At 50.8% G+C, this 23,224-nt stretch carries 18 protein-coding genes; 10 read left to right on the forward strand and 8 right to left on the reverse strand.

The genetic code is table 11. From position 1 onward, the window contains the following. Positions 1–38: 38 nt before the first annotated feature. The 3 genes from ACO064_RS05435 to ACO064_RS05445 all read right to left on the reverse strand — a co-directional run bounded on the left by ACO064_RS05435 (position 39) and on the right by ACO064_RS05445 (position 2,830). A complete protein-coding gene (locus ACO064_RS05435; protein ID WP_421826383.1) occupies positions 39–548 on the reverse strand; it encodes a peroxiredoxin family protein in 510 nt (169 codons plus the stop codon). Continuing rightward, positions 545–1,228 carry a hypothetical protein gene (locus ACO064_RS05440; RefSeq protein WP_421826384.1) on the reverse strand — a complete coding sequence of 228 codons (684 nt, stop codon included), beginning with the start codon at positions 1,226–1,228 and terminating at the stop codon, positions 545–547. The genes ACO064_RS05435 and ACO064_RS05440 overlap by 4 nt, the downstream gene beginning before the upstream one ends. 1,344 nt (positions 1,229–2,572) lie before the next feature. Next, a complete protein-coding gene (locus ACO064_RS05445; protein ID WP_421826385.1) occupies positions 2,573–2,830 on the reverse strand; it encodes a LuxR C-terminal-related transcriptional regulator in 258 nt (85 codons plus the stop codon). A gap of 338 nt (positions 2,831–3,168) precedes the next feature. Between ACO064_RS05445 and ACO064_RS05450 the strand changes: the two genes are divergently transcribed. Next, on the forward strand, positions 3,169–3,624 hold the full coding sequence (locus tag ACO064_RS05450) for a DUF4920 domain-containing protein (RefSeq protein WP_421826386.1): 456 nt from the start codon (positions 3,169–3,171) through the stop codon (positions 3,622–3,624). A 93-nt stretch (positions 3,625–3,717) separates the two neighbouring features. Next, a complete protein-coding gene (locus tag ACO064_RS05455; protein WP_421826387.1) occupies positions 3,718–5,010 on the forward strand; it encodes an amidohydrolase family protein in 1,293 nt (430 codons plus the stop codon). A gap of 118 nt (positions 5,011–5,128) precedes the next feature. On the opposite strand, the gene uxaC is transcribed toward ACO064_RS05455, so the two are convergent. The 3 genes from uxaC to uxuA all read right to left on the reverse strand — a co-directional run bounded on the left by uxaC (position 5,129) and on the right by uxuA (position 8,553). Beyond that, a complete protein-coding gene (gene uxaC, locus ACO064_RS05460; RefSeq protein ID WP_421826388.1) occupies positions 5,129–6,541 on the reverse strand; it encodes a glucuronate isomerase in 1,413 nt (470 codons plus the stop codon). Between the two features lie 32 nt (positions 6,542–6,573). Further along, on the reverse strand, positions 6,574–7,215 hold the full coding sequence (locus ACO064_RS05465) for a hypothetical protein (RefSeq protein ID WP_421826389.1): 642 nt from the start codon (positions 7,213–7,215) through the stop codon (positions 6,574–6,576). 132 nt (positions 7,216–7,347) lie between these two features. Continuing rightward, positions 7,348–8,553 (reverse strand): mannonate dehydratase, encoded by a 1,206-nt coding sequence (gene uxuA, locus ACO064_RS05470; RefSeq protein WP_421826390.1) that lies wholly within the window; start codon positions 8,551–8,553, stop codon positions 7,348–7,350. A gap of 149 nt (positions 8,554–8,702) precedes the next feature. Here uxuA and ACO064_RS05475 point away from each other — a divergent pair, with 149 nt between their 5' ends. The 4 genes from ACO064_RS05475 (at position 8,703) to ACO064_RS05490 (ending at position 13,832) form a co-directional block, all read left to right on the forward strand. Then, positions 8,703–10,040: an MFS transporter gene (locus ACO064_RS05475; protein ID WP_421826391.1), complete on the forward strand. Its 1,338-nt coding sequence runs from the start codon at positions 8,703–8,705 to the stop codon at positions 10,038–10,040. Between the two features lie 214 nt (positions 10,041–10,254). After that, on the forward strand, positions 10,255–11,250 hold the full coding sequence (locus tag ACO064_RS05480; protein ID WP_421826392.1) for a PfkB family carbohydrate kinase: 996 nt from the start codon (positions 10,255–10,257) through the stop codon (positions 11,248–11,250). 95 nt (positions 11,251–11,345) lie between these two features. Then, on the forward strand, positions 11,346–12,011 hold the full coding sequence (locus ACO064_RS05485; RefSeq protein ID WP_421826393.1) for a bifunctional 4-hydroxy-2-oxoglutarate aldolase/2-dehydro-3-deoxy-phosphogluconate aldolase: 666 nt from the start codon (positions 11,346–11,348) through the stop codon (positions 12,009–12,011). 276 nt (positions 12,012–12,287) lie between these two features. Then, positions 12,288–13,832, forward strand: a complete 1,545-nt coding sequence (locus tag ACO064_RS05490) for a tagaturonate reductase (protein ID WP_421826394.1) — start codon at positions 12,288–12,290, stop codon at positions 13,830–13,832. On the opposite strand, the gene ACO064_RS05495 is transcribed toward ACO064_RS05490, so the two are convergent. Both ACO064_RS05495 and ACO064_RS05500 read right to left on the reverse strand, forming a co-directional pair. After that, positions 13,804–14,559 (reverse strand): LytR/AlgR family response regulator transcription factor, encoded by a 756-nt coding sequence (locus ACO064_RS05495; RefSeq protein WP_421826395.1) that lies wholly within the window; start codon positions 14,557–14,559, stop codon positions 13,804–13,806. The two genes, ACO064_RS05490 and ACO064_RS05495, sit on opposite strands and share 29 nt — an antisense overlap. Further along, on the reverse strand, positions 14,556–15,626 hold the full coding sequence (locus ACO064_RS05500; protein WP_421826396.1) for a sensor histidine kinase: 1,071 nt from the start codon (positions 15,624–15,626) through the stop codon (positions 14,556–14,558). Before ACO064_RS05500 ends, ACO064_RS05495 begins: the two co-directional genes overlap by 4 nt. Before the next feature lie 492 nt (positions 15,627–16,118). On the opposite strand from ACO064_RS05500, the gene ACO064_RS05505 reads away from it, so the two are divergent. The 4 genes from ACO064_RS05505 to ACO064_RS05520 all read left to right on the forward strand — a co-directional run bounded on the left by ACO064_RS05505 (position 16,119) and on the right by ACO064_RS05520 (position 23,212). Then, a complete protein-coding gene (locus tag ACO064_RS05505) occupies positions 16,119–16,511 on the forward strand; it encodes a hypothetical protein (protein WP_421826397.1) in 393 nt (130 codons plus the stop codon). Between the two features lie 182 nt (positions 16,512–16,693). After that, positions 16,694–19,387 carry a TonB-dependent receptor domain-containing protein gene (locus ACO064_RS05510; RefSeq protein ID WP_421826398.1) on the forward strand — a complete coding sequence of 898 codons (2,694 nt, stop codon included), beginning with the start codon at positions 16,694–16,696 and terminating at the stop codon, positions 19,385–19,387. A gap of 101 nt (positions 19,388–19,488) precedes the next feature. Next, on the forward strand, positions 19,489–20,142 hold the full coding sequence (locus ACO064_RS05515; RefSeq protein ID WP_421826399.1) for a YceI family protein: 654 nt from the start codon (positions 19,489–19,491) through the stop codon (positions 20,140–20,142). Positions 20,143–20,320: 178 nt separating this feature from the next. Further along, a complete protein-coding gene (locus ACO064_RS05520; RefSeq protein ID WP_421826400.1) occupies positions 20,321–23,212 on the forward strand; it encodes a PQQ-dependent sugar dehydrogenase in 2,892 nt (963 codons plus the stop codon). The last annotated feature ends 12 nt before the right edge of the window (positions 23,213–23,224 follow it).

Genomic DNA, 23,224 nt, shown 5'->3' on the forward strand with positions numbered 1-23,224 from the left:
AAAAGGTTTAAATACCCGATTATAAAGTCATTTATCCGTTATAGGGATGCCGTCAGAGCTTCTATTTTGGTTTCACCTTTGTACGTTTTCACCAATTGCCCTTCGGTATTGTAAATCAAAATGCTGGGTACGGTCGTAAAACCGAAGGTTTCGTAGACGGTTTCTTTGGAGATTTGACCAACCGTCACCTTCGGCAGAGCCGTCAGTCCGTAGGTCCGGGCGAAGTGTTGTAGTTTCTGCCGGGGCTGTGACGATACCCAAATAATTGCCATCTCTTTTAACTGACCGGCCTGCCGACGAAACGCCCTCGCTTCCTGCTGACAATGTTCACAATCCGGATCGAAATAAATGATCGCGATTGCTTTTCCGGCCAACGATTTACTACTGAAAGCGTGGTTGTGGATGGTTTGCATCGTAAAATCCGGCAGGGTCTGAATGGTTTTTTCCACCTCCTTTTTATGCTGCGCTTTACTCAGAATACCAACGCCAAAATAGGCCATTAATCCAACGACAACCAGCAAGACACTCCATTTTATGGACTTTCTCATGTGAAACTAATCGTTAAGAACATGACAAAAACAACCCAAAGCAGCAAACCCAGACCGTAGGAAGACGCCACCAAACCAAACGCTTTTTCCATCGGCATTTCCAGGGTTTGGGCAATACCGTAAGCCAGCGCAAACCAGTACAAAAGCTCAAAGACGTTGAGGAGTTGAAGGGGATAAGTGAGCCAGGGCTCTAAAGTTGCTGGGTCAAACAAATTAAGAAGGCTAAGTGGGTAAAAATATTGCAGATCGTGTAGATGATAGTCTGTCTGAATAAAAAGAAACCAGATTAGTTTGACCAAAGCTGGCAAATACAGGATCAATTCGGATTTCATTGAAACAATGAAAAAGAGCCGAAATAGAAACCGATTCTCAGAGAAGTAATAGCCTAATCCTAAGCAACTTGCTAGTACTGTAAACTTGATTAAACTGAAAAGAATTAATATTGGATAGGGTGTCCAAGCCCATTTCCGGTTATTATCAATCAAAACTTCAATTTGTTCGTAACTCAACTGGTCGACAAAAGAGTTGAAGTACAATTCATCAGAAATTAATAAATATTGACTAAGTATAGTTAATAATGTGGAAACAGCGCAAACGATTCCAAATAAAAACCAAGTATTGTTTCTATAATTTATAGAAAACTCTTTTTTTTCACGAACAAGTTCAACAGATCGGAGCATACGGACTAAGCCATTTGATTAAATTGTCCAAATATTTAACTTCCCCTTCTTAACAAGTAATTAATTGTCCAACGTATTTTTTGTCAACATTGTGAATTACTGCCAATATATATTTGATAGGTCTGGATAAGAAATTGTATCTTTTGGTAAAGAGATGTCATATATAACACAATGTTAAAATCTAGAATATAAAAATTACTATTATACTTAGATATTGATTATATTTTCCAAAATTTGATTTAAAAATAAAATTTCTGTTGTTAAATCAAATTTGACCTAACAACAAATAAATAATTATCGAACTAATTATTATCATAAAATAACCTATATTAGTCAAACTGTACTTATAATTTTTTATCAAAAGAAATAAAAGAACTAAAATTACAAGTATTTGAGAGACAAATCCTACAACTTGTATTCTTAAGGAATGAATATTATAGTTAAATATATAAGCATCTAATAACAGATAAAGTAATGACAAAATAAAATAAGAACTTACAATAAAAAACGAAAGCTTATAATAATTTTCTATTTTTTCACTTTCTCTTATTGTATCTATTCTACTAATTATATCATTGCTAAGTAAAAGGGAAGGAGCAAGCATGCCAAATTCTGGATTTATTTTTGAAACTATAATGTACATAAGCAGTGGAATAAAAAACAATGTACTGAAACTATAGCATCTTAAAAGTAATGAAGTTAAATTTTCCATGTTAATAGTTTTCATGTAAATTGGATATTAATAAAAATTAAGAGCAGTACTATATAGTAATATAGTACTGCTCTTTAACCCATTACTAATCTTTAGCAATTATACAACCTACTGTCATGAGACCAAATGCAATTCCACCAATTGCTGGCATAATTGCAGTTGCAGGCCAACATGCTGCTGCCGCTGCAAGGCCGCACGCTGCAGCAACGGTTGCCTTAGTTCCACCAGAAAATTTTACTAGTGAGTTTGGATCAAGTGTACGCATAATTAAAAGTTTAAGAAATTTAAAAAATTACAGGATATTCCTTGTAATGACTAAGAATCTAGTAAGCACGTAGCGCCTGCTATTGCAGCGGCCCCTAATGCTCCAGGGCCAGTAACCCATGCTATAAGTCCAGCACCGGCCGCCATCATGCTGCACCCTATTATAAGCTTCGCGGTTTTCGACAATCCTCCTTTAATAGATGCAAGCTCGTCTAATTCTATCTTTTTCATAAATTTTTGACCTTTTGCCTACTCTCTCCCAGGCTTTTCGGCATCCGCCCTTTGTTCATTACAAAATTGCTAAACCAAACAAAAAAAGTAAATACCCGTATCCGGGCAATTTGCGGGTATTTTACGGGTAGAGGTTGTTACCGAAAATGCAATTCAAATTGCCTTAGCAGCCGTTGCAGGCCTTTTTTGCCTTTCACGCCCGCTTTTTTCAACACATTCTTCCGGTGTTTTTCAACCGTGCCTTTGGTAATGCCCATTCGAGCCGCAATCTCCTTGCAGGTGTGGTCCTGAGCGGCCAACTGAAGGATAGTGCGTTCCCGGCTGGTCAACGATTCAAAAACGTGGAAAAACGGGTTCGTCATTCCGGATTCAACAAATGGTGGTACCTGGCTCATACGGTGTCAATCAGTTTTACGTGACAAAAAGCATTCTCAACGTCCGGCATCTTTTTTACATTCATGTAACCATTCTACAACACCCGGTTCATTCAAGGATGGCGCTTCAAAAAACCTACGGAAAACCGGACCACAAAAGCAAACCCAATCGCGTGAAATCAACACTATTCTGCGCGAAACCACCAGCTTATTTTTCTAATTTACAGATACTTAAGAAGCAGTTACATCTAAAAATGTTTACCAAATACTGCCTTTCGTAACCTTATGATTTACGACCAACGGATTGTCTTTTTTACTATTTTTGTACGTAACCACGTTAAAACCGCATCAGACAAACTATGAAAACGTTAGCCATCCTGACCCTCGCCATCGGCATCTCGCTCAACGCCGTCGCGCAGGACAACGTCAGCTACCACGGCAAGAAAATCACCGCCGACCACGCCACGCCGACCACCGAGCTGCCCGCCAAAATGGGCGATAAAACGAAACTGGACACCAAAGTGGAAGGCACCGTGGAGTCAGTTTGTCAGGTGAAAGGCTGTTGGATGCGGGTCAAAGCCGCCGACGGTCAGGCCATGCTGGTGCGGTTCCGCGACTACGGTTTCTTTGTTCCGAAGGACATCGTCGGCAAAAGCGTCGTTTTTGAAGGCACCGCCGAAACCAAAACCACTTCGGTAGCTGAGTTGCGTCACTATGCCGAAGATGCCGGGAAAAGCAAAGAGGAAATTGCCAAAATCACCGAACCCGAAAAAGCCATCACGTTTGTGGCCGATGGGGTCATCGTGAAGAAATAAAAAGCCCGATTAAACCGCCTTCGGGCGTTCGATAAATGTGTATCTTGAAAGCCGCAACCTCTGCGGCTTTTTTGCTTTTTAAAATCCAACTGCATGAAAAAAAACTACCTTTCCGCCGTACTTCTTCTCGTATTAGTCGCGTCGCCCCTGCTAACGCTGGCCCAGCAACGCACCCTGATTCACTGCGGCAACCTGCTCGATGGCGTACGCAACGAACTCCAGCGCGAAATGACCGTCGTTGTCGAAGGCACGAAAATTACCGCCATTCAGAAAGGGTATGCCAAACCAGCCGCTTCGGATCGCGTGATCGACCTGAAAAGCAAAACCGTGTTGCCCGGCCTGATCGACATGCACGTCCACCTCGAAGGCGAAACCCGCCGGGGCGGCACCCTCGACCGGTTTACGATGAATGTACCGGATGTGGCTTTTCAGTCTGCCAAATACGCCCAAACGACCTTGCTGGCCGGTTTTACGACGGTTCGGGACTTGGGCGGCAGCGGGGTCAATGTGGCTTTGCGCAATGCCATCAACCGGGGACTGGTCGACGGGCCGCGTATTTTTACGGCGGGTAAAACCATCGCCACCACCGGCGGCCATGCCGACCCGACCAACGGCTATCGCAAGGATTTGATGGGTGATCCGGGTCCGCTGGAAGGCGTCATCAACAGCCCCGAAGAAGCCCGCAAAGCCGTTCGGCAACGCTACAAAGACGGTTCTGACCTGATCAAAATCACGGCCACCGGCGGAGTACTGAGCAACGCGAAAGACGGTTCTGGGCCGCAGTTTACCGAAGAAGAAGTCCGGGCGGTGGTAGAAGCCGCTAAAGATTACGGTTTTGCCGTAGCCGCCCACGCCCACGGCGCCGAAGGCATGAAGCGGGCCATCCGCGCGGGAGTGACCACCATCGAACACGGCACCATGATGGACGACGAAGCCATCGAGTTATTCAAAAAGCACGGCACCTACTACGTCCCAACCATCATTGCCGGGAAAGTGACTTCCGATTCGGCCAAAATATTCGGTTATTATACGCCTTTTGTTACCCGCAAAGCCCTCGCCATCGGCCCGCTGATTCAGGCGACCTTCGCCAAAGCGTACAAAGCCGGGGTCAAAATTGCATTCGGTACGGATGCCGGTGTTTTCGTTCACGGCTATAATGCGAAGGAATTTGAGTACATGGTTGAAGCGGGAATGCCGCCCCTGGAAGCGATCAAATCGGCGACGATGGTCAATGCCGAATTGCTGGGGATGAAAACGCAGATTGGCTCGGTCGAAACCGGCAAACTTGCCGACCTGATTGCCGTCGACGAAAACCCCGTCCAGAACATCAAAACCCTGCAGCAGGTGCGGTTTGTGATGAAGGAAGGAAAAGTGTATAAACAGTAAAATGGGAGTTGTAATGATAAATGCAAAATGATGAATGCTAAATGTAAAAGTCAGAGAGCGCAAAGCACCCACCACTTTTACATTTAACATTCATTATTTAATATTTGAAATTCCTTACTTAAAACTTAAAATACTCCTTCGCATTGTTGTAGCAAATATCCTGCACCAATTTACCGATCCAGTCGATGTCGTTGGGCAGTTCGCCGTTTTCGACGTCGTTGCCGAAGATATTGCAGAGAATCCGGCGGAAATATTCGTGGCGCGGATACGACAGAAAACTGCGCGAATCGGTCAGCATCCCAACAAACCGGCTCAACAAACCCATGTTCGACAGCGCGTTGATCTGTTTCTGCATTCCCTCCTTCTGATCCTGAAACCACCAGCCCGAGCCGAACTGAATTTTGCCCGGCATCGATCCATCGTTGAAATTACCGATCATCGTGGCCATCACTTCGTTATCGCCGGAATTGAGGTTATACAGGATGGTTTTCGCCAGTTGATCGCGGTCATCCAGCCCCCCTAAAAACCGGGCCAGCGGACTCGCCTGACGGAAATCGCCGATGCTGTCCCAGCCCGTATCGGGGCCGAGGGTTCGCAACGCACGTTTGTTGTTGTTCCGCAAAGCCCCCAGGTGGAATTGCTGCGTCCAGCCTTTTTCCCAGTCCCATTCCGCAAACCGGTCGAGCATATACGACTTGAATTGCCGGTTCTCGGTTTCACTCAGCGCACCATTCGACAGCAATTTCTGGAAGACACTGCTCACTTCCGATTCGGTATACGGCTCGGCATAAATCAGTTCCAGACCGTGGTCGGACAGGCGACAACCCGCCTGGGCAAAGTAGTCATGGCGTTGTTTCAGGCACTCCATGAACGTGTCGAGCGAGCGAATTTCCTGGTTGCACACCTCTCCCACCCGCTTTACATACGCCTGAAAAACCGCTACGTCGTCGATTGCCATCGCTTTGTCGGGCCGGAACGTGGGCAGCACTTTGATCTCAAAACCGTCGGCGGCAATCCTTTTATGATGCTCCAGCGAATCCGTCGGATCGTCGGTAGTACAGACGGTTTTCACATTGAAATGCCGCAGCAACGTGCGGGTCGACATGCCGGGGAGTTGTTCCGTACAGCGGTCATACACCTCGCGGGCGGTGGTGCCATTCAGAACCGTGTCTACCCCGAACGGGTTTTTCAGTTCCATGTGCGTCCAGTGGTAGAGCGGATTCCGCATTGTGTAGGGCACGGTTTCGGCCCACTTCTGAAACTTTCCGTAATCCGACGCATCGCCGGTGCAGTACTTTTCGGACACGCCGTTGGTGCGCATGGCCCGCCATTTGTAGTGGTCGCCGTAGAGCCAGATCTGCGTCAGGTTCTCGAACGTTTTATCGGCAGCAATCTGATCGGGTGGCAGGTGGCAGTGGTAATCGATGATGGGCATCGCCTTGGCGTAGTCGTGGTAGAGCCGCCGGGCGGTATCGGTCTGGAGAAGAAAATCTTCGTCTAAAAAGGATTTGATGGGTTGATCAACCAGCATGGTCGTACGGGGTTGCGTTCACCCAACAAAGACTAAGGCATCGGCTTTTTACCCGTCAGCAGCGCATCAAGTACAAATGAACAGCCCGGCAATACGTCGATGGGCTGATCCCAGTTTTTCAGAATCCAGTCTTTTCCCGGTTCTGCAATCCAGATTTTTTTTGATTCAGTAAAAATCCAGATGACCTTTTCGGTACCAAAATTCAGCAACTGCGTGGTTTTTTCCTGGTAATAATTAAAATCGGAATGAAAGCGGGTGAAGTCGGCTTTGGTGTCCACTTCTATCGCAATTTTCGGCGGGATCCAGGCGTATTTGGTAAGATCTTGATCTGCTAATTGCGTCGTGGAAAAAATCGCCACGTCGCAGGCTCGCCAGTCGTTCTTTTTAAATTGAATGCCCAATTCGTTGGTAACGACCGTAAACTCATCCTCACTCAATGCATTCATCAGCCGCGCAACCAATTTGGCGACTAGAATCCCCTGTAATAAACTCGAACGCATTGCTTCTTCAACCGATTTAGTTCCGTTCAATACATCCTTGTATCCGGCGTAATAAACCGGTTTGCCGTCCCACATCTCATAGACGAGCGATTCGAGCAAACGAGCCCTGGCAATCCGGGCCTCGCGTTGCTCCGGACTGCTTTTTTTATTCTGTTTTTCCTGAACCAATGGCATGTCGGTTTACGGTATTCGGTTTACGGTTTACGGTTTACGGTGGTTGATGCATTTCCTTAGCTCGCGTCAGCCACCGTAAACTGAAAACCGTAAACCGTAAACTTATTTTTCTCCCACCAAGATACAAAAAAACTACAGACTCGACCGCTCGATTCCCAGCATCAGGCCGCGCAGTTCAGCGAGTCCGCGCAGTCGTCCGATGGCGGTGTAACCGGGGTTCGTCCGTTTGCCGGAATTCAGGTCATCGAGCATTTTGTGACCGTGATCAGGGCGAAACGGCATTCTGAAATCTTCCAGCCCTTCTTCTTCCCGCCGTCGCTGTTCACCCAGTAACGCACTAATCACACCGAACATATCGACATCCCCATCCAGGTGATTGGCTTCAAAAAAGTTGCCCTCTTCGTCGCGTTTCGTACTGCGCAGGTGAATAAAATGAATGCGGTTTCCCAGGCGATCCACCATGCCCACCAGATCGTTGTCGGGCCGGACGCCGTAGGAGCCGGTGCAGAAACACAGGCCGTTGGCGGGCACATCGACCGCATCCAGCACCATCCGGGCGTCGGCTTCCGTACTCACCACGCGGGGCAGCCCCAGAATCGGATATGGGGGATCATCGGGATGGATCGACAGCCGAACGCCCGCATCCTGCGCAACGGGTGCAATTTCCCGCAAAAACGCATACAGATTTTCGCGTAATTCCTTGTCGCCGATGTGCTTGTAGGCATTCAGGGTTTCCTGAAACTGCTCCACCGTGTAGCTCTCTTCCGAACCCGGCAAACCCGCCAGAATATTTAACTGCAAACGCCGGGCTGCGGCTTCGTCCAGGGCTTCAAAGCGATTTCGGGCTTTCAGAAGTTGTTCGGCCGTATAGTGCGCTTCGGCACCGGGGCGTTTCAGGATGAATAATTCAAAAGCCGCAAACTCCGTGGCATCAAACCGCAAAGCCGTCGATCCGTCCGGCATCAGGTAGTCCAGATCGGTGCGGGTCCAGTCCAGCACCGGCATAAAATTGTAGCAAACCGTGTCGATGCCGCAGCGGCCCAGGTTGACAATCGACTCTTTGTAATTTTCAATATACTGCTGAAAACCGTCGGAGCGGGTTTTGATGGCATCGTGAACCGGAATGCTTTCGACCACCGACCACGTCAGGCGGTGTTCGCCGGGAGCACCGGCTTCAATGATGGATTTGCGGGTGGTAATTTCATCGACGGACCACACCTGTCCGTTGGGAATATGGTGCAACGCCGTTACAATGCCCGTCGCTCCGGCTTGTTTGATGTCGGCGAGACTAACGGGATCGGCGGGACCGAACCATCTCCAGGTTTGTTCTAATGCCATTTCTTTGCGCGTATTTTTGATTGAAAAAGCAGGCCATCGAATGGCTCTACTCATTTCGCCTTCCGGCCGTTCGATCTACTATTTTTTCGTGACATTTCGGTAAGTTTGGCAAAATTTTGTCTTTATAGCATCGCTAACCCCTTTTCATAATGTCCGCCCCCTCCGGAAATTATCGCTGGCGAATCGTGCTGCTTCTGTTTTTCGCGACCACCATCAACTACATCGACCGGCAGGTGTTGTCGTTCACGATGATCGATGAAACGTTCCGGCGGGAAATGATGGGCAAGGCAGCCGATGAAGCGCTGACGGAGAGTGATCTAGATCAGTTTAAAGTGCTGTATAGTTACGTCGACACGGTTTTTAAGGTGGCCTACGCGCTGGGATTTCTCCTCATCGGCTGGCTCATCGACCGGGTGGGTACGAAGCGGGGGTTTTCCATTTCGATCATTCTCTGGAGCATTGCCGGTATTTTGAATGCGTTCATCGGATCGTTGCGGGGGCTGAACATCGTCCGGTTTATGCTGGGCGTCGGCGAAGCGGGTAACTTTCCGTCGGCGATCAAATCGGTGGCCGAGTGGTTTCCCAAAAAAGAACGGTCGTTTGCCACGGGTCTCTTCAATGCCGGTACCAACGTCGGGATCATTGCCACGGCAGTTCTGATTCCGTGGCTGACGATTCAGTTTGGCTGGCGGTTTTCGTTTGTGGCTACCGGTCTGCTGGGTTTTCTGGTGTTGATTGCCTGGCTCCGAATCTACCACCGCCCGGAAGAACACCCACGGGTGACCAAGGCCGAACTGGCTTATATTCAACAGGATTACCAAGAAGACCTTCCGGAAGAAAAACTATCGTGGTGGCGTCTGCTCGGTTTTCGGCAAACCTGGGCGTTCATTGTCGGCAAATTCATGTGTGACCCCATCTGGTGGTTTTACCTGAGCTGGCTCCCCGATTTTTTCAACAGCAGCGAATCGCTCGACCAGCGGCTCGATTTGAAGAATGTCGGCCTGCCTTTTCTGGTCATTTACATCGTTTCGGATGGCGGCAGCGTGCTATTCGGGTGGCTGTCGTCCAAGTTCATTCACATGGGTTGGTCGGCCAACCGAGCCCGCAAAACCACCATGCTGATCTGTGCGATTTGCGTCGTTCCAATTTTTTTTGCGGCTCAGACCAGTAGTATTTACGTAGCAATTGCCTTGATTTCATTAGCGACGGCGGCCCACCAGGGCTGGTCGGCCAATATTTACACGTTTGCCTCGGACCTATTCCCTAAAAATGCCGTGGCTTCGGTCACCGGTATTGGCGGGATGTTTGGGGCGATGGGCGGTATTTTGCTGGCGGCTGTGGCGGGGAACATCCGCGTCAGTCTGGGCTATTTACCGCTGTTTATCATCGCCAGTTCGACGTATCTGATCGCGCTGGTGATCATCCATTTCCTGTCGCCGACCCTGGAGCCGGTGACGAAAAAGGAACTGGAAAGTATCGGGGTTTAACATTGAAGGATGGTTTTGAATGGTCAAATGGTTGAAAATGGTTTGATGGTTAAATGGTTAAAATGGCTGGAAGTGGTTAAAAGGTTAAAAATGGTTGTTAGTCACCCGTTTTCAGCCATTAACCATCCTGAACCATTCAACCATTTTTAACCATAAAACCATTTAACCACCAGTCCATTTTCAGCCATCAAAAACCATATCAACCATTCAGTACTTGAAAAAAATTGTCACTTTCGGTGAAGTCATGATGCGTCTGGCGCCACCGGGTTTTGCAAAATTTACGCAGGCGCATTCGTTGAATGTGGTCTATGGCGGAACGGAAGCCAATGTGGCGGTTTCGCTGGCTTGTTTCGGTTGCCAAACCGCCCACGTCACCCGTTTTCCAGACCATGCGCTGGGCCGGGCTGCGGCCGCTACGTTGCGGTATCACGGCGTCGATACATCGAGCATCAGCTTTGGCGACGGACGGCTGGGGCTGTATTTTCTGGAAACCGGGGCCGTGAGTCGCGCCAGCCAGATCATTTACGACCGCTACGACTCGGCTTTTTCGCTCATTCGACCCGGCGATTTCGACTGGGAAACGATTCTGGCCGGTGCCGACTGGTTCCATTGGTCGGGCATTACGCCCGCCCTATCGCAACAGGCCGCTGATTGTTTGCAGGAAGCCATCGAAACGGCCAACCGGCTGGGGGTGATGGTTTCGGGTGATATTTATTTTCGAAGTAACTTGTGGAAATACGGCAAAAAACCGCAGGACATTTTGCCCGCACTGACCGCCGGTTGCGATCTGGTGCTGGGCAATCAGGAAAACTTCGAGGAACTCTACGGCGTGAAAGCTGACTCCTTCGAAGATGCCTGCCGGAAAATGCAGATCCAGTTTCCGCGGATTCAGTATTTTACCGACACTGAACGGCAATCGCTGAGCGCATCGCATAACCGGCTGATGGCCAAGTTTTTCGACGGCTCCAGGACCTATTCGTCGGACGTTTATGACATTACGCACATCGTCGACCGAATCGGGGGTGGTGATGCGTATCTGGCCGGATTGATCTACGGATTGTTAACCAAAAACGATCCGCAATACGCCGTTGAATTTGGCGCGGCTGCTTCGGCCCTGAAACACACCGTCGAGGGCGACGCCAACCTGGTTTCAGTTCAGGAAGTAGAAGCGATGGTCGGTGGCGACAAGTCGGGACGACTGAGAAGATGATTTTATAAACGATGAACGATGAATGATGAACGATGAGTGTATGGCGGAAGCCCATTCATCGTTCATCATTCATCGTTCATCATTCCAAAAAAACCGTGGCTCGTTTTTCAAGATTAGAAGTTTATCAGGCCATTCGGCAGGTGCCGGTGGTACCGGTTTTTTACCACGCCGACGCCGACGTTTGTCGCGAGGTGCTGGGAGCCTGCTACCGGGCTGGCATCCGGGCGTTCGAATTTACGAACCGGGGTGATTTTGCGCACGAACTGTTTGCGGAACTCGCCAAAATAGCCGCCCGCGATTTCCCGGAGCTGGTGCTGGGGGCCGGAACGCTGGTGGAAGCCGCAACGGCGGCCCTTTACATCCAGTCGGGAGCCAATTTCATCGTGGGGCCGTCGTTTCACGAGTCCATCGCCCGAACCTGTAACCGCCGAAAAGTGGCCTACATGCCGGGCTGCGCAACGCTTACCGAGATTTCGACCGCCGAAGAGTTTGGGGTGGAAGTGGTCAAGGTCTTTCCGGGCGACACGCTGGGACCCGGTTTTGTCAAAGCCGTGAAAGGCCCGATGCCGTGGACGAGTGTCATGGTAACGGGCGGTGTCGAACCCACCCGCGAAAGCCTCAGCACCTGGTTCAAGGCGGGCGTAACTGCCGTAGGCATTGGCTCCCAGTTGTTCCCGAAAGAAGTGCTGGCCAACCGCCAATACGATCAGATCGAAACAAAAGCCAAAGAAGTGCTGGCCATTCTGGCGGAATTAAAATAGGCCTTATGCCTGATAATTCTGTTACATTTTCGCATTCTGCCCCGTTCCCCTAAAGGACGGTCAGCCGCTGCCGGATTTTAGCATCCGGATTGATCTGCGTCCAAGTCCGGCAGCGGCCGACCGTCCTTTAGGGGAGCGGGGCAGAATGCGAAAGTCCTATAAAAGTGATGAGTTAAGAGTTACTTAAATTGCGCTCTATTCATTTAGGATTTACTTTTACACAATACTGGTAACATTTGACGCCTGTCCAGGCAACCAAGCAACGTATCCATCATCATGACACCACTGAATCGTTCAACTCATCCGGCTACCATTCACCCTGAGCGCGTGCTGCAATTTGGCACGGGCGTTTTGTTGCGCGGATTACCCGACTATTTGATCCACAAAGCCAACCAGCAGGGTATTTTCAACGGCAGCATCGTTGTGGTGAAATCCACCGGGGGCGCAACGGATGAGTTTGCCGAACAGGACGGTTTGTATACGGTGGTGACGCGAGGCATTCAGAAAGGGCAAACGGTGGATAAACACATGGTGGTGTCGGCCGTCAGCCGCGTCATTTCGGCGAAGGAAGACTGGAAAGCCGTGCTCGATATTGCCAAAAAACCGTCGTTGCAGGTCATCATTTCCAATACGACCGAAGTCGGAATTCAGTATGTAGCCGAGAGTATTTTCCAGAATCCTCCGCAGTCATATCCGGCCAAACTGACGGCTTTTTTATACGAACGATTCAAGAATTTTGGCGGTGGCCGCAGCAAAGGGCTGGTGGTCATTCCCACCGAGCTGATTACCGACAACGGGCTGAAACTGCGCGACATCGTCGAAAAAGTAGCCAAACACAACGAACTCGGCAAGCTATTTATGAAGTGGCTGAAATACCACGTTCGCTTCTGTAACTCGCTGGTCGACCGGATTGTACCGGGAAAACCCGACGCCGAAACCCTGCTCCGGAAACAGGAAGAACTGGGTTATGAAGATAAGTTGCTGATCATGGCCGAACCGTATCGGCTGTGGGCCATCGAAGGTGACGACCGCGTCAAAAGCGTGCTGACCTTTGCCAAAGCCGACCCGAGTGTTGTGATCGACGAAGACATCAACTTTTACCGCGAGCGCAAACTCCGCGTTCTGAACGGAGGCCACACCATCAGCGTGCCGCTGGCGTATCTGCTCGGTCTGGAAACCGTCAACGAAATGATGCTGCACCCGCTGATGGGTCGTTTCGTGGAAGAGGTGATTACCCAGGAGATTGTGCCGACGCTACCCGAGTGGATGATTCCGGAAGAAAATCCGGATGCCGTGCGCGAGTTTGCCGCCGACGTGCTCGACCGGTTCCGCAATCCGTATATCGAACACCTCCTGCTCAGCATCACGATGCAGGAAACCTCCAAAATGCGCGCCCGGAATCTGCCGACCATTCAGCGGTTTGTGGAACAGCAACAGCAGGTGCCGCAACGAATGGTGCTCGGTTTTGCCGCTTATTTACGGTTTATGAAGGCTGTTCGGTTCGAAAAAGGAGCCTATTTGGGCGAAGCGACTACACCCGCCGGTGGCATCATCACCTACCCCATCCGCGATGATTACGCCGAATATTTCTTCAACATGTGGCAGAAAGTCGATGTACACGATGCGGCATCGGTGCGCAATTTCGTTCACGCCATCTGCGACGATTCGGCACTGTGGGAGATGGACCTGCGGCCTCTGAGCGGTTTTGCCGACGCCGTTGCCGAACAGCTCAACAATCTGCTCACGCTGGGCGTTGAAGCGACCATCGAACGCCAGGTGGCAACCGCCGAGTCTACGACCAGCGGCTCAGGAATTGATTAAACGCATCCTTGTGCTGGTCACTGACGGGAATGGTGGCTGCACCAATCTGGATGGTGTTGCGCGTTACAGCCTCGATTTTGTCCAATGCGACGATGAACGAGCGGTGAACGCGCATAAACCGCCGGGAAGGCAGTTTGTCTTCCAGGGCTTTCAGACTCGTTAGCGACAGAATCGGCTTCGGAACGGCTTCGGGGCGGTCTTTCCGCAAATGCACTTTCACGTAATCTTTCAGGCCTTCAATGTAGAGAATGTCATTGAAGGCAATCCGAACGAGTTGGTACTCCACTTTTAAAAACAGGTATTCTTCTTCCGGTTCGGGCACAACCGGCAAAGCGATGGCGGGCCGTTTAATGAGTTCAAAATAGGCCCGGGCCTTGTTGGCCGCCCGCAAAAATTCTTCGTAATTAAATGGTTTGAGCAGGTAATCCAGCGCATCGACCTTGTAGCCTTCGAGCGCAAAGTGATTGAAAGCCGTTGTGAAAATGATTCGCGGGGCGCTGCCGGTTTGGTTCCGCTCCAGTACGCGGGCAAGCTCCATGCCCGTCAGATCGGGCATTTGAATATCCAGAAACAACAGATCGACCGGGTGATCGTGCAGGCCCTGTAAGGCTTCAACGGCGCTGCTGTAGCGACCGGACAGAGAAAGAAACGGCGTTTTTTCGACAAACGCACACACCAACCCAAGGGCCAGGGGTTCGTCGTCTACCGCAATGCAATTGAGGGTCATGTGAGTTGCAGGTTCAGATGAACCAGGTACTCGTTTTCGGGGGTGTCTTCTTTCACCGAAAGCTCATAGCGCTCGGGATAGAGCAAATCAAGCCGCCGACGCGTGTTGGTAAGGCCGATGCCACTGCCGACTTCGAGTGACTGATTTTTTTCGGGAAAGATCGTGTTTCTCACTTCCATTTCCAACTTTGCCCCTTCCTGGTGAATAACAATACTGATCCGGCTGGGTCGCATGGCACTGACGCCGTGTTTAAAAGCATTTTCAACAAAAGGCAACAGCAGCATCGGCGCAACCGGTACATCCTGCAAGGGCGTTGGCTGTTCGAGCGTCACGGTTACTTTATCCGTCAACCGAAGTTGCATGAGTTGAATGTAATCCTGAACGAAGTCGATTTCCTTGCTCAGCATGGTGGTATCGTTGCCGGTTTCGTAGAGCACATACCGCATCATGCGCGATAGCCGATGCAGGGCTTCCCGCGATGCTTCCACATCAAGGAGCGTCAGGGCGTAAATGTTGTTGAGCGTATTGAAAAAAAAGTGGGGATTGATCTGGGCTTTCAGAAATGACAGTTCGGAACTGACCCGGGCCTGTTCCAGACTCAGCCGCAGCCGGGCGTCTTCCTGCCACTTCTGAACGGAAGCAATGCTGGTGCCGATGCCTAACATCAAAAACGTGGTAACCAGCACCGACTGACTCCAGCCCCAGATATTCCGGGGTTTCCGAACACCGCCCTCGGGGTGAAACGCCCTGAACATCAACTCCGGAAGATTGAACCAGGTATCGATGCTAAACAGCAGAATCAGGACAATGGCCGCCGTCAGAACAAGCGATCCAACATACATCCCGGTTTTGTCGCGGAAAAGCAATTGAGGCACCAATACCAGTGTGTTGAGATAAAAGGCACCGACCAGCAGGCAGAAGTAAATCCCCTGTTTGATCCAGAATAAGGTGGGCAACGTAACGTCCCAGTTCAATGGCTGATAAACCAGCAGGGCAAAACCCAGCAAGCCCCAGGCCAGAACGTGCGTCAGGACCGGGACATTACGACGTAACGTGAGTAAATTCATGGGATGATAGGATGATTGTGAGCAAAGCGCTCAGGTTCAAAAATCTTCTGAAACGACAAAACAACCTGGTATCAAATGAAACCAGGTTGTCCAACTACCATCTCTATTAAAAAATATCTGTGCAGCAAGTGTATCTATGTATTGATCGTTCGACGGAAATCAAGGAAGAGTGTCAAACGGGTAACGGTGTCAATTGATTTACAATCATACGGCGCAAAAGCCAAAACCGACGGGAAGAATCGACAAATTGCCAGCTTGTCCCGACCAATAGCCGATTTTTACCTATTAGCCACCTCCGAACCCCTTTTCGAAACAAAACCGGTTTGTTTTTGGCATTAATCGGTTGAAACACGCTTTTAGTCGACATCCGTAACTTGCTGGTATATCGCGTTTTGCGGGCCGTTTTTTCCGCTGTTGCTTTGTATCGTTGATCAGCCGAAACCGGCCACCAACCCACCAATCAGTTCATTTCACACAAAAATACATATCCGTATGAAAACCGCATTTGCTTCCATCGTTGCCGCTCTTTTGGTCAGTGCCTCATCCCTTACTTTCGCCAACAGCAACCCCACACCGGGCGATCAGGCCCCCTTCGAGTCGTCGGTCATTGCATTTTCGTCTACCATGAAAATTGACGTAATCGTTCAGAATCTGGAAGGTGCCAACCTGACGATCCGGCTCGTCGACCACCTGGGCAATACCCAGGCCACACAAAGACTCGGCAAACACGAGAAAGCCCTCCGTACCCGCTTCGATATCAGTGCCCTAACCGACGGTATCTACAAAGTGGTGGTGTCGGATGGTGCCAACACCCGGACGCAGGAAATCAATATTTCGACCAACGTGCCAACCCCCACGACCTACCGGACGGTTTCCATTGGGTAATTTGAAGATCAGGACAACCGCCGACGGGTAGTTGTCCTGATCTTCATGGCAAGAATACCATTTGGATTCATCGGTCAAAAGACGTCATCCGGCGACGTTTTCACGCCCTTAGTCTATTTCGTTTTCCAGAATCCCCCCACAATAGTTGATTTGCATATTCATTGTCTAATGAACTCGAAATCATGAACAAATTTTCCCTCTCTCTATTTGTTACAGTACTATGCAGTCTGGCGGCCGTTCAGACATTCGCCCAGTTTCCGGGCGGTGGCGGTGGTGGTTTTGGTGGCGGCCGGATGGGACAGCCCGGTGGTCAACGAAATGGTGAAAAAGAAAAAACATTCATTCCCGGAACGGTAGACGACGACAAACCCCGCGGCAACGGCAAGATTTCCGGTCTGGTGATGGACTCGACTTCCAACAAACCCGTTGAATATACGACCATTGCCCTGCTCGACATCAAAACCGGCAAGCCCATCGACGGAACCACGGCCGATGGCAAAGGGAAATTTACGTTATCCAAACTTGCTCCCGGCGAATACCGACTCCAATACTCTTTCATTGGTTACCAAAATAAAGTGTCGGCTCCGATCAAAATTGAGAAAGGGTCGGATATTAACGTGGGCGTCATCAAACTGTCGCAGGACGTGCGGCTGCTCAACGAAGTAACCGTTACGGGTCAGGCGGCTTTGATCGAAGAGAAAGTAGACCGGCTGGTGTATAACGCCGAAAAAGACATTACGTCCAAAGGGGGCGATGCCGCCGACATCATGCGGAAAGTACCGATGCTGAGCGTGGATCTGGACGGCAACGTCAGCCTGCGCGGCAGCAGCAACGTCCGCGTTCTGATCAACAACAAACCGTCGACGATTGTGGCCAGCAGCGTGGCCGACGCGCTCAAGCAGATTCCGGCCGACATGATCAAGTCGATTGAAGTCATCACCAGCCCTTCGGCCAAATACGACGCGGAAGGTTCGGCCGGGATAATCAACATTGTCACGAAAAAGAACACCCTGCAGGGCGCAACCCTGAACATGGATCTCGGCACGGGCAACCGGAGTTCGAACCTGAACCTGAACGCCAGCTATCGCCAGGGCAAAATGGGCTTCAACCTCGGCGGTTTTGGCCGGGCGATGTACAACATCAGAGGAGCCTTCAACAGCACGCAACAAACCATCGGCCAACTGGGCACGACCACCACGATTCAGAACGCCGATACCCGCCAGGCCGGTATGTTTGGTAACTACCAATTGGGTTGGGATTACGACATCGACAAAAACACCTCGCTGTCGGCCAGCCTGCGCTACGGCATGCGGAACATGATCAACTACCAGGACAACCTGCAAACGCTGTCGTATATCAACCTGCTGGCGACCAGGACCGGTCGCAACGTGGAAACCAAAAACCTCTCCGGTACGGTCGATGCGAACGTGAGCTACACCAAAACCTACAAGCCGAACCAGGAATTCAGCGTTCTGGGATTATACAGCCGCAATAACAACACCAACAACTTTGTGGCGGAGCTGCTCAATGGTGTCGACATGCAAACCATCACCAGCCGCCAGCGCAACGACAACCTGAGTTACAACCAGGAATCGACCCTGCAGATGGATTATCAAACACCCATCAAGGCGAATCAGTTGCTGGAATTTGGGGGAAAAGGCATTTTCCGGAACGTCAACAGCGATTACCAATATTTTACGACAACCGGCGATAACGAGAACTACCAGATAAGCCCCATCCAACCAGCCAATACGCTGAACTACGACCAGAACATCATGGCGACCTATGTTGCCTATACCTACGCTTCCAAAACGAAATGGACGCTGAAAGCCGGTGGTCGGTATGAGTACACGTTTATCAACGCCAAGTTCAGCAACGAGCAGGGCAGCGATTTGAGTGATATTCCGGATTATGGTGTGTTTGTACCGAGTGTGAACCTGTCGAAAGGGCTGAAAGGCGGCAAAATCGTTAAACTGGCCTACAACCGCCGGATTCAACGGCCGGGCATTCAGTTTCTGAACCCCAACCTCAACGCGGCCAACCCCCTCAACACCAGCCAGGGGAACCCGTATCTGAAACCGGAATACACCGACAACGTTGAACTGGGCCTGAGCGGTCAGATCAAGAAATTCTACATGAATGCAACGCTGTTTGCCCGCCAGACCAACAACTCCATTACGAGTGTCCGGGATGTGACGCAGATCAACACCGGAACGGAAGCCAACCCGGTTTATCAGCAGGCCATCAGCAGTACCTTCCAGAACATCGGAAAAGAGCAGGCCTACGGCGTAAACTTGTTCACGAATGTGACCCTGTTCTCCAAATGGCAACTGGGTGGTGGTGTCGATCTGTACCATACGTACCTGACCAACAACAATGCCAGTGCCATCTACGGCGCGTCCAATTCGGGCTGGGTCATTGGGGGCCGGTTGTTCACGAGCGTTACGCTGAAAAACGGCTGGGGCCTTCAGGGCTTCGGTGGAGGACGCGGACGGCAGATCAATCTGCAGGGTTACCAGGGCAGCTTTGCGTTCTACAACCTGGGCGTCAAGAAAGATTTCAACAACAAACGGGGCAGCATCGGTCTCGGTGCCGAAAACTTCCTGAATCACCCCTTCAAAGTGCGTTCGGAATCTTCGTCGCCAATCCTGACCCAGCGAAGCGTCAACAGCATGTACAATGCCGGGGTTCGCGTGAACTTCTCCTACCGTCTGGGTAAAATGAGTCTCGACGGTTCCGGATTCAGCTTCGGCCGCAAGAAGAAAACCATCAACAACGACGACCAGAAAGGTGGTGGTGGTGACGATGGTGGTGGAGCCGTACAACAGGCTCCCGCTACCGGTGGCGCAACGGGCGGACGTCCCCGTCAAAAATAAGCTTGAATACACCTAAATCGATTGCCGCACTTTCAGAGTAAACACTTCTGAAAGTGCGGTTCAGTTAAAACATTATCATTTAACCAACCTCTCTATTTTTTATGAAAACGAAGCAAATTTTTGCCGGTCTGTTAGCCCTGGGTATGCTGGCTTCTACTCCACTGACCATCATCGCCGGAACGCCGGGATCGGATAAACGTCCGGGAAAAGTCGTCGCCAAAACCGTCACCTACGCGGTCGATACCGAACAGAGCACCGTGGTTTGGAACGCCAAAAAAGTAGGCGGTGAACACACCGGAAATATCAAATTGTCGAAAGGCGAATTCGTTTTCAACGGCAACAAGTTGACGGCCGGTGCCTTTACCGCCGACATGACGACGCTCAGCGAGAACAAAAACAGCGAGCGCGTGGTGAACCACTTGAAAGGCGATGATTTCTTTTCCGTCGAAAAAAACCCAACGGCTGCTTTTAAAATCACGAAACTGGATGCCATTTCGGGAGCCAAAGCCGGAGAAGCCAACTACAACGTAACCGGCGATCTGACCATCAAAGGAAACACCAACCCCATTACGTTTCCGGCGGTTGTGAAAGTAGCAGGTGATGCGGTAGAAGCCACGGCGAAACTGGTTGTCAACCGGTTGGCTTACGACATCAAATACCGGGCTGCAGTTATCGGTACGGCGGCTGATAAAATCATCGAAGATACCTTTACGCTCGATCTGAAACTGGTTGGCAAGAAATCGAAACCGATGTAATTCAAAACCGTGCAGCTCCTGCTCACAGTTTTAAGTCATTCCCTGTCAAAAGAATTTACGCATTTTCATTAATTAATATTATTTTTAATGAAAATCGCTACATTCTAATGGCAACGAATGACTTTTTTTATGGCGTTCGCTGCTCAACAACAAACCACAAAATACCTGACCAATTAGCATGAACTATAAAGACTATTTACCAAAACCGCTTTCCATCCTGCTGAATACCGGGTTGCTGATCGGACTGGTTTCGTTTACGATACAAGACAACCCCAACGATCAAAAACCGGATGAGAGCCGGTTTACGCCCGTCGTCATTGCCGAGAATTTAGACGAACCGATGGTGTTTGAAGTCCTGAAAGATGGCACGGCCTTCATCATCGAACGCAAAGGCGCTTTCAAAAAATACGACCCGGCGACCAAAACCGTCAACCTGATTGCGACCATTCCTGTCAACACCAAATACACCAGTGCTGAAGGCGTCTCACGCGAAGCCGAAGAAGGGCTGATGGGTCTGTCGCTCGACCCCAATTTTGATAAAACCCACTGGGTGTATCTGTATTATGCCCATCCAACCGAAAAGAAGCACATTCTGACGCGCTGGAATCTAGTCGATGACAAACTGAGTTCCGAGAAAGTGATGCTGGAAGTGACGACCCAGCGCGAAGTATGCTGCCATACCGGTGGTGGCATGACCTGGGACAAAGCCGGGAATCTCTACCTGACCGTCGGCAACAACACCGGCAACCAGCAGGCGGCCCAAACCGACGAGCGACCGGGTCGCGCCAGTTGGGATGACCAGGGACACGCCGGTAACACCAACGATTTACGCGGTAAAATTCTGCGAATTCACCCCGAAGCCGACGGTTCTTACACCATTCCGGAAGGCAATCTGTACCCGAAAGGAACCGACCCGTCGGACCGCGCCAAAACCCGTCCCGAAATCTATTCGATGGGCCACCGGAACCCCTGGCGGATTTCTATTGACAGCAAAACCGGCTTTCTCTACTGGGGCGAAGTCGGCCCCGATGCGGGTGAAGACACCGAAATTGGCCCGCGCGGGTACGATGAACTGAACCAGGGCCGCAAACCAGGCAACTTCGGCTGGCCGTGGTTTGTCGGCAACGATCAGGCGTTCCCGGTTTTCGATTATGCAACGAATAAACCGCTGGACAAAAAAGACCCCAAAAAGCTCATTAACAATTCGCCCAATAACACGGGATTAACGGAACTACCGCCCGTAGCGCCTTCTTTTATCTACTATCCATACGGTATTTCGGAGAAGTTTCCGCTGGTCGGCAGCGGTTCGCGCAGTGCGACGGGTGGGCCAATTTACCACCGCTCTGATTTCAAAGATCCCAAGCGTCCGTGGCCAGCCTATTATGAAGGCAAATGGATTGCGACCGACTTCTCGCGGGGCTGGATTATGGCCATCACGATGGACGAAAACGGCGACTATAAATCCATGGAACGGGTGCTGCCCAACTACCGCCCGGTTGAACCGATCGACATGAAATTTGGGCCGGATGGGGATTTGTATACGCTGGAATATGGCAGCAACTGGTTCCGCAAAAGCGACAATTCGCGGCTGGTGCGGCTGGAATACAACGGCGGAAACCGCAAACCGCTCGTTCAGGCAACCGCCAGCAAAAAAGGTGGTACGGTTCCTTTTCAGATCACCTTATCGTCGGAAGGCAGCAGAGACTTCGACGGCGACGCGCTGAAATACCAGTGGAAAGTGGCTTCGGCCGGTGGGGCCGCCCGGGTGTTTACAACCGCCAACCCGACCGTATCCTTTGATAAACCGGGCGTTTATACCGCCACCCTGACGGTGAGCGATCCGAAAGGCGCCAGCAACAGCCAGTCGGTCAAAGTCATTGCGGGCAACGAACCGCCCGTTGTGGCCGTGAATTTAACCGGCAATAAGTCCTTTTTCTTTCCGGATAAACCGATTCAGTACGCGGTTCAGGTAAGCGATAAAGAAGATGGTAAACTGGCCGGGTCGAACGCAACATCGGGGCAAATCAGCCCGTCGCGGGTCGCCATCAGCATCGATTACACATCCGAAGGATTCGATTACGCCGAAGTGATTCAGAGTCAGCGCAGTGTTGATGCCTCGACGCAATTCGCCGTGGCCCAGACCCTGATTGGCCAGAGCGATTGTAAAGTCTGTCACCAGGTTGCTACTAAATCCGTTGGTCCTTCTTTCCATGACATTGCCAACCGTTACAAAGGCAAGTCCGAAGCGTCGGGTCAACTGGTTAAAAAAATCATCAACGGTGGTGGCGGTGTCTGGGGCGAAGTGGTGATGCCCGCTCACCCGGCGATGTCGGCGGGCGATGCCGCTGCAATTGTCAAATACATCCTGAACAGCACCGAAAAAACCTTGAGCACCTTGCCGACGCAGGGCAGTTATGCGCTCAAGATTCCGGAAGGCGACAATGGAAAAGGGACGGTTCTGGTGCGGGCGGCTTATACCGACCGGCCGGTCAAAACCATTCCTTCACAGACCTCGGAAAGTCAGCTAATTCTGCGCAACCCGGAAGTCAGCCCGGCCGATGCCGAAGTGACCAAAGGGGTCGACATCAAAGCCCGGGGCATGGGGGCCGGGGTGAGTTTGGTGGCTTTTTCAAAGGGGTATATCGGGTATAAGAAACTGGACCTAACCGACATCAAACAACTGGAACTCATTGCGTCGGCTCAGAAACGCGATGGCAGTGTCGGCGGAACGATTGAAATCCGGCTGGACACTCCAACGGGTGATCTGATTGGCCAAACCGTCGTGGAGGTGGCGCAACCGAGAGCACCGGGGGCCGCACCCACGGCGACGGCCATTCAAACCGCCGGTGGCAATGCGCCCACCGCCGGAACGGGTGCTGCGACTCCGCCAAAATCGACCACAGCGGCTGCTCCTTCTTACACGCCCCGTGGCCCGGTTCCCCTGAAAGTTGCGTTGAAAGAAACCAACGGCGTCCATGATGTCTATCTGGTGTTCAAAAACGACCAGGCTAAAGCCATTGAACCGCTTCTTTCTCTGGTTAGTATCAAGTTCAGCCCGGTAGAACAATAGGCAGATTTTTGT

It is taken from the genome of Larkinella sp. (genome assembly GCF_965227735.1).
Taxonomy (GTDB): Bacteria; Bacteroidota; Bacteroidia; order Cytophagales; family Spirosomataceae; genus Larkinella.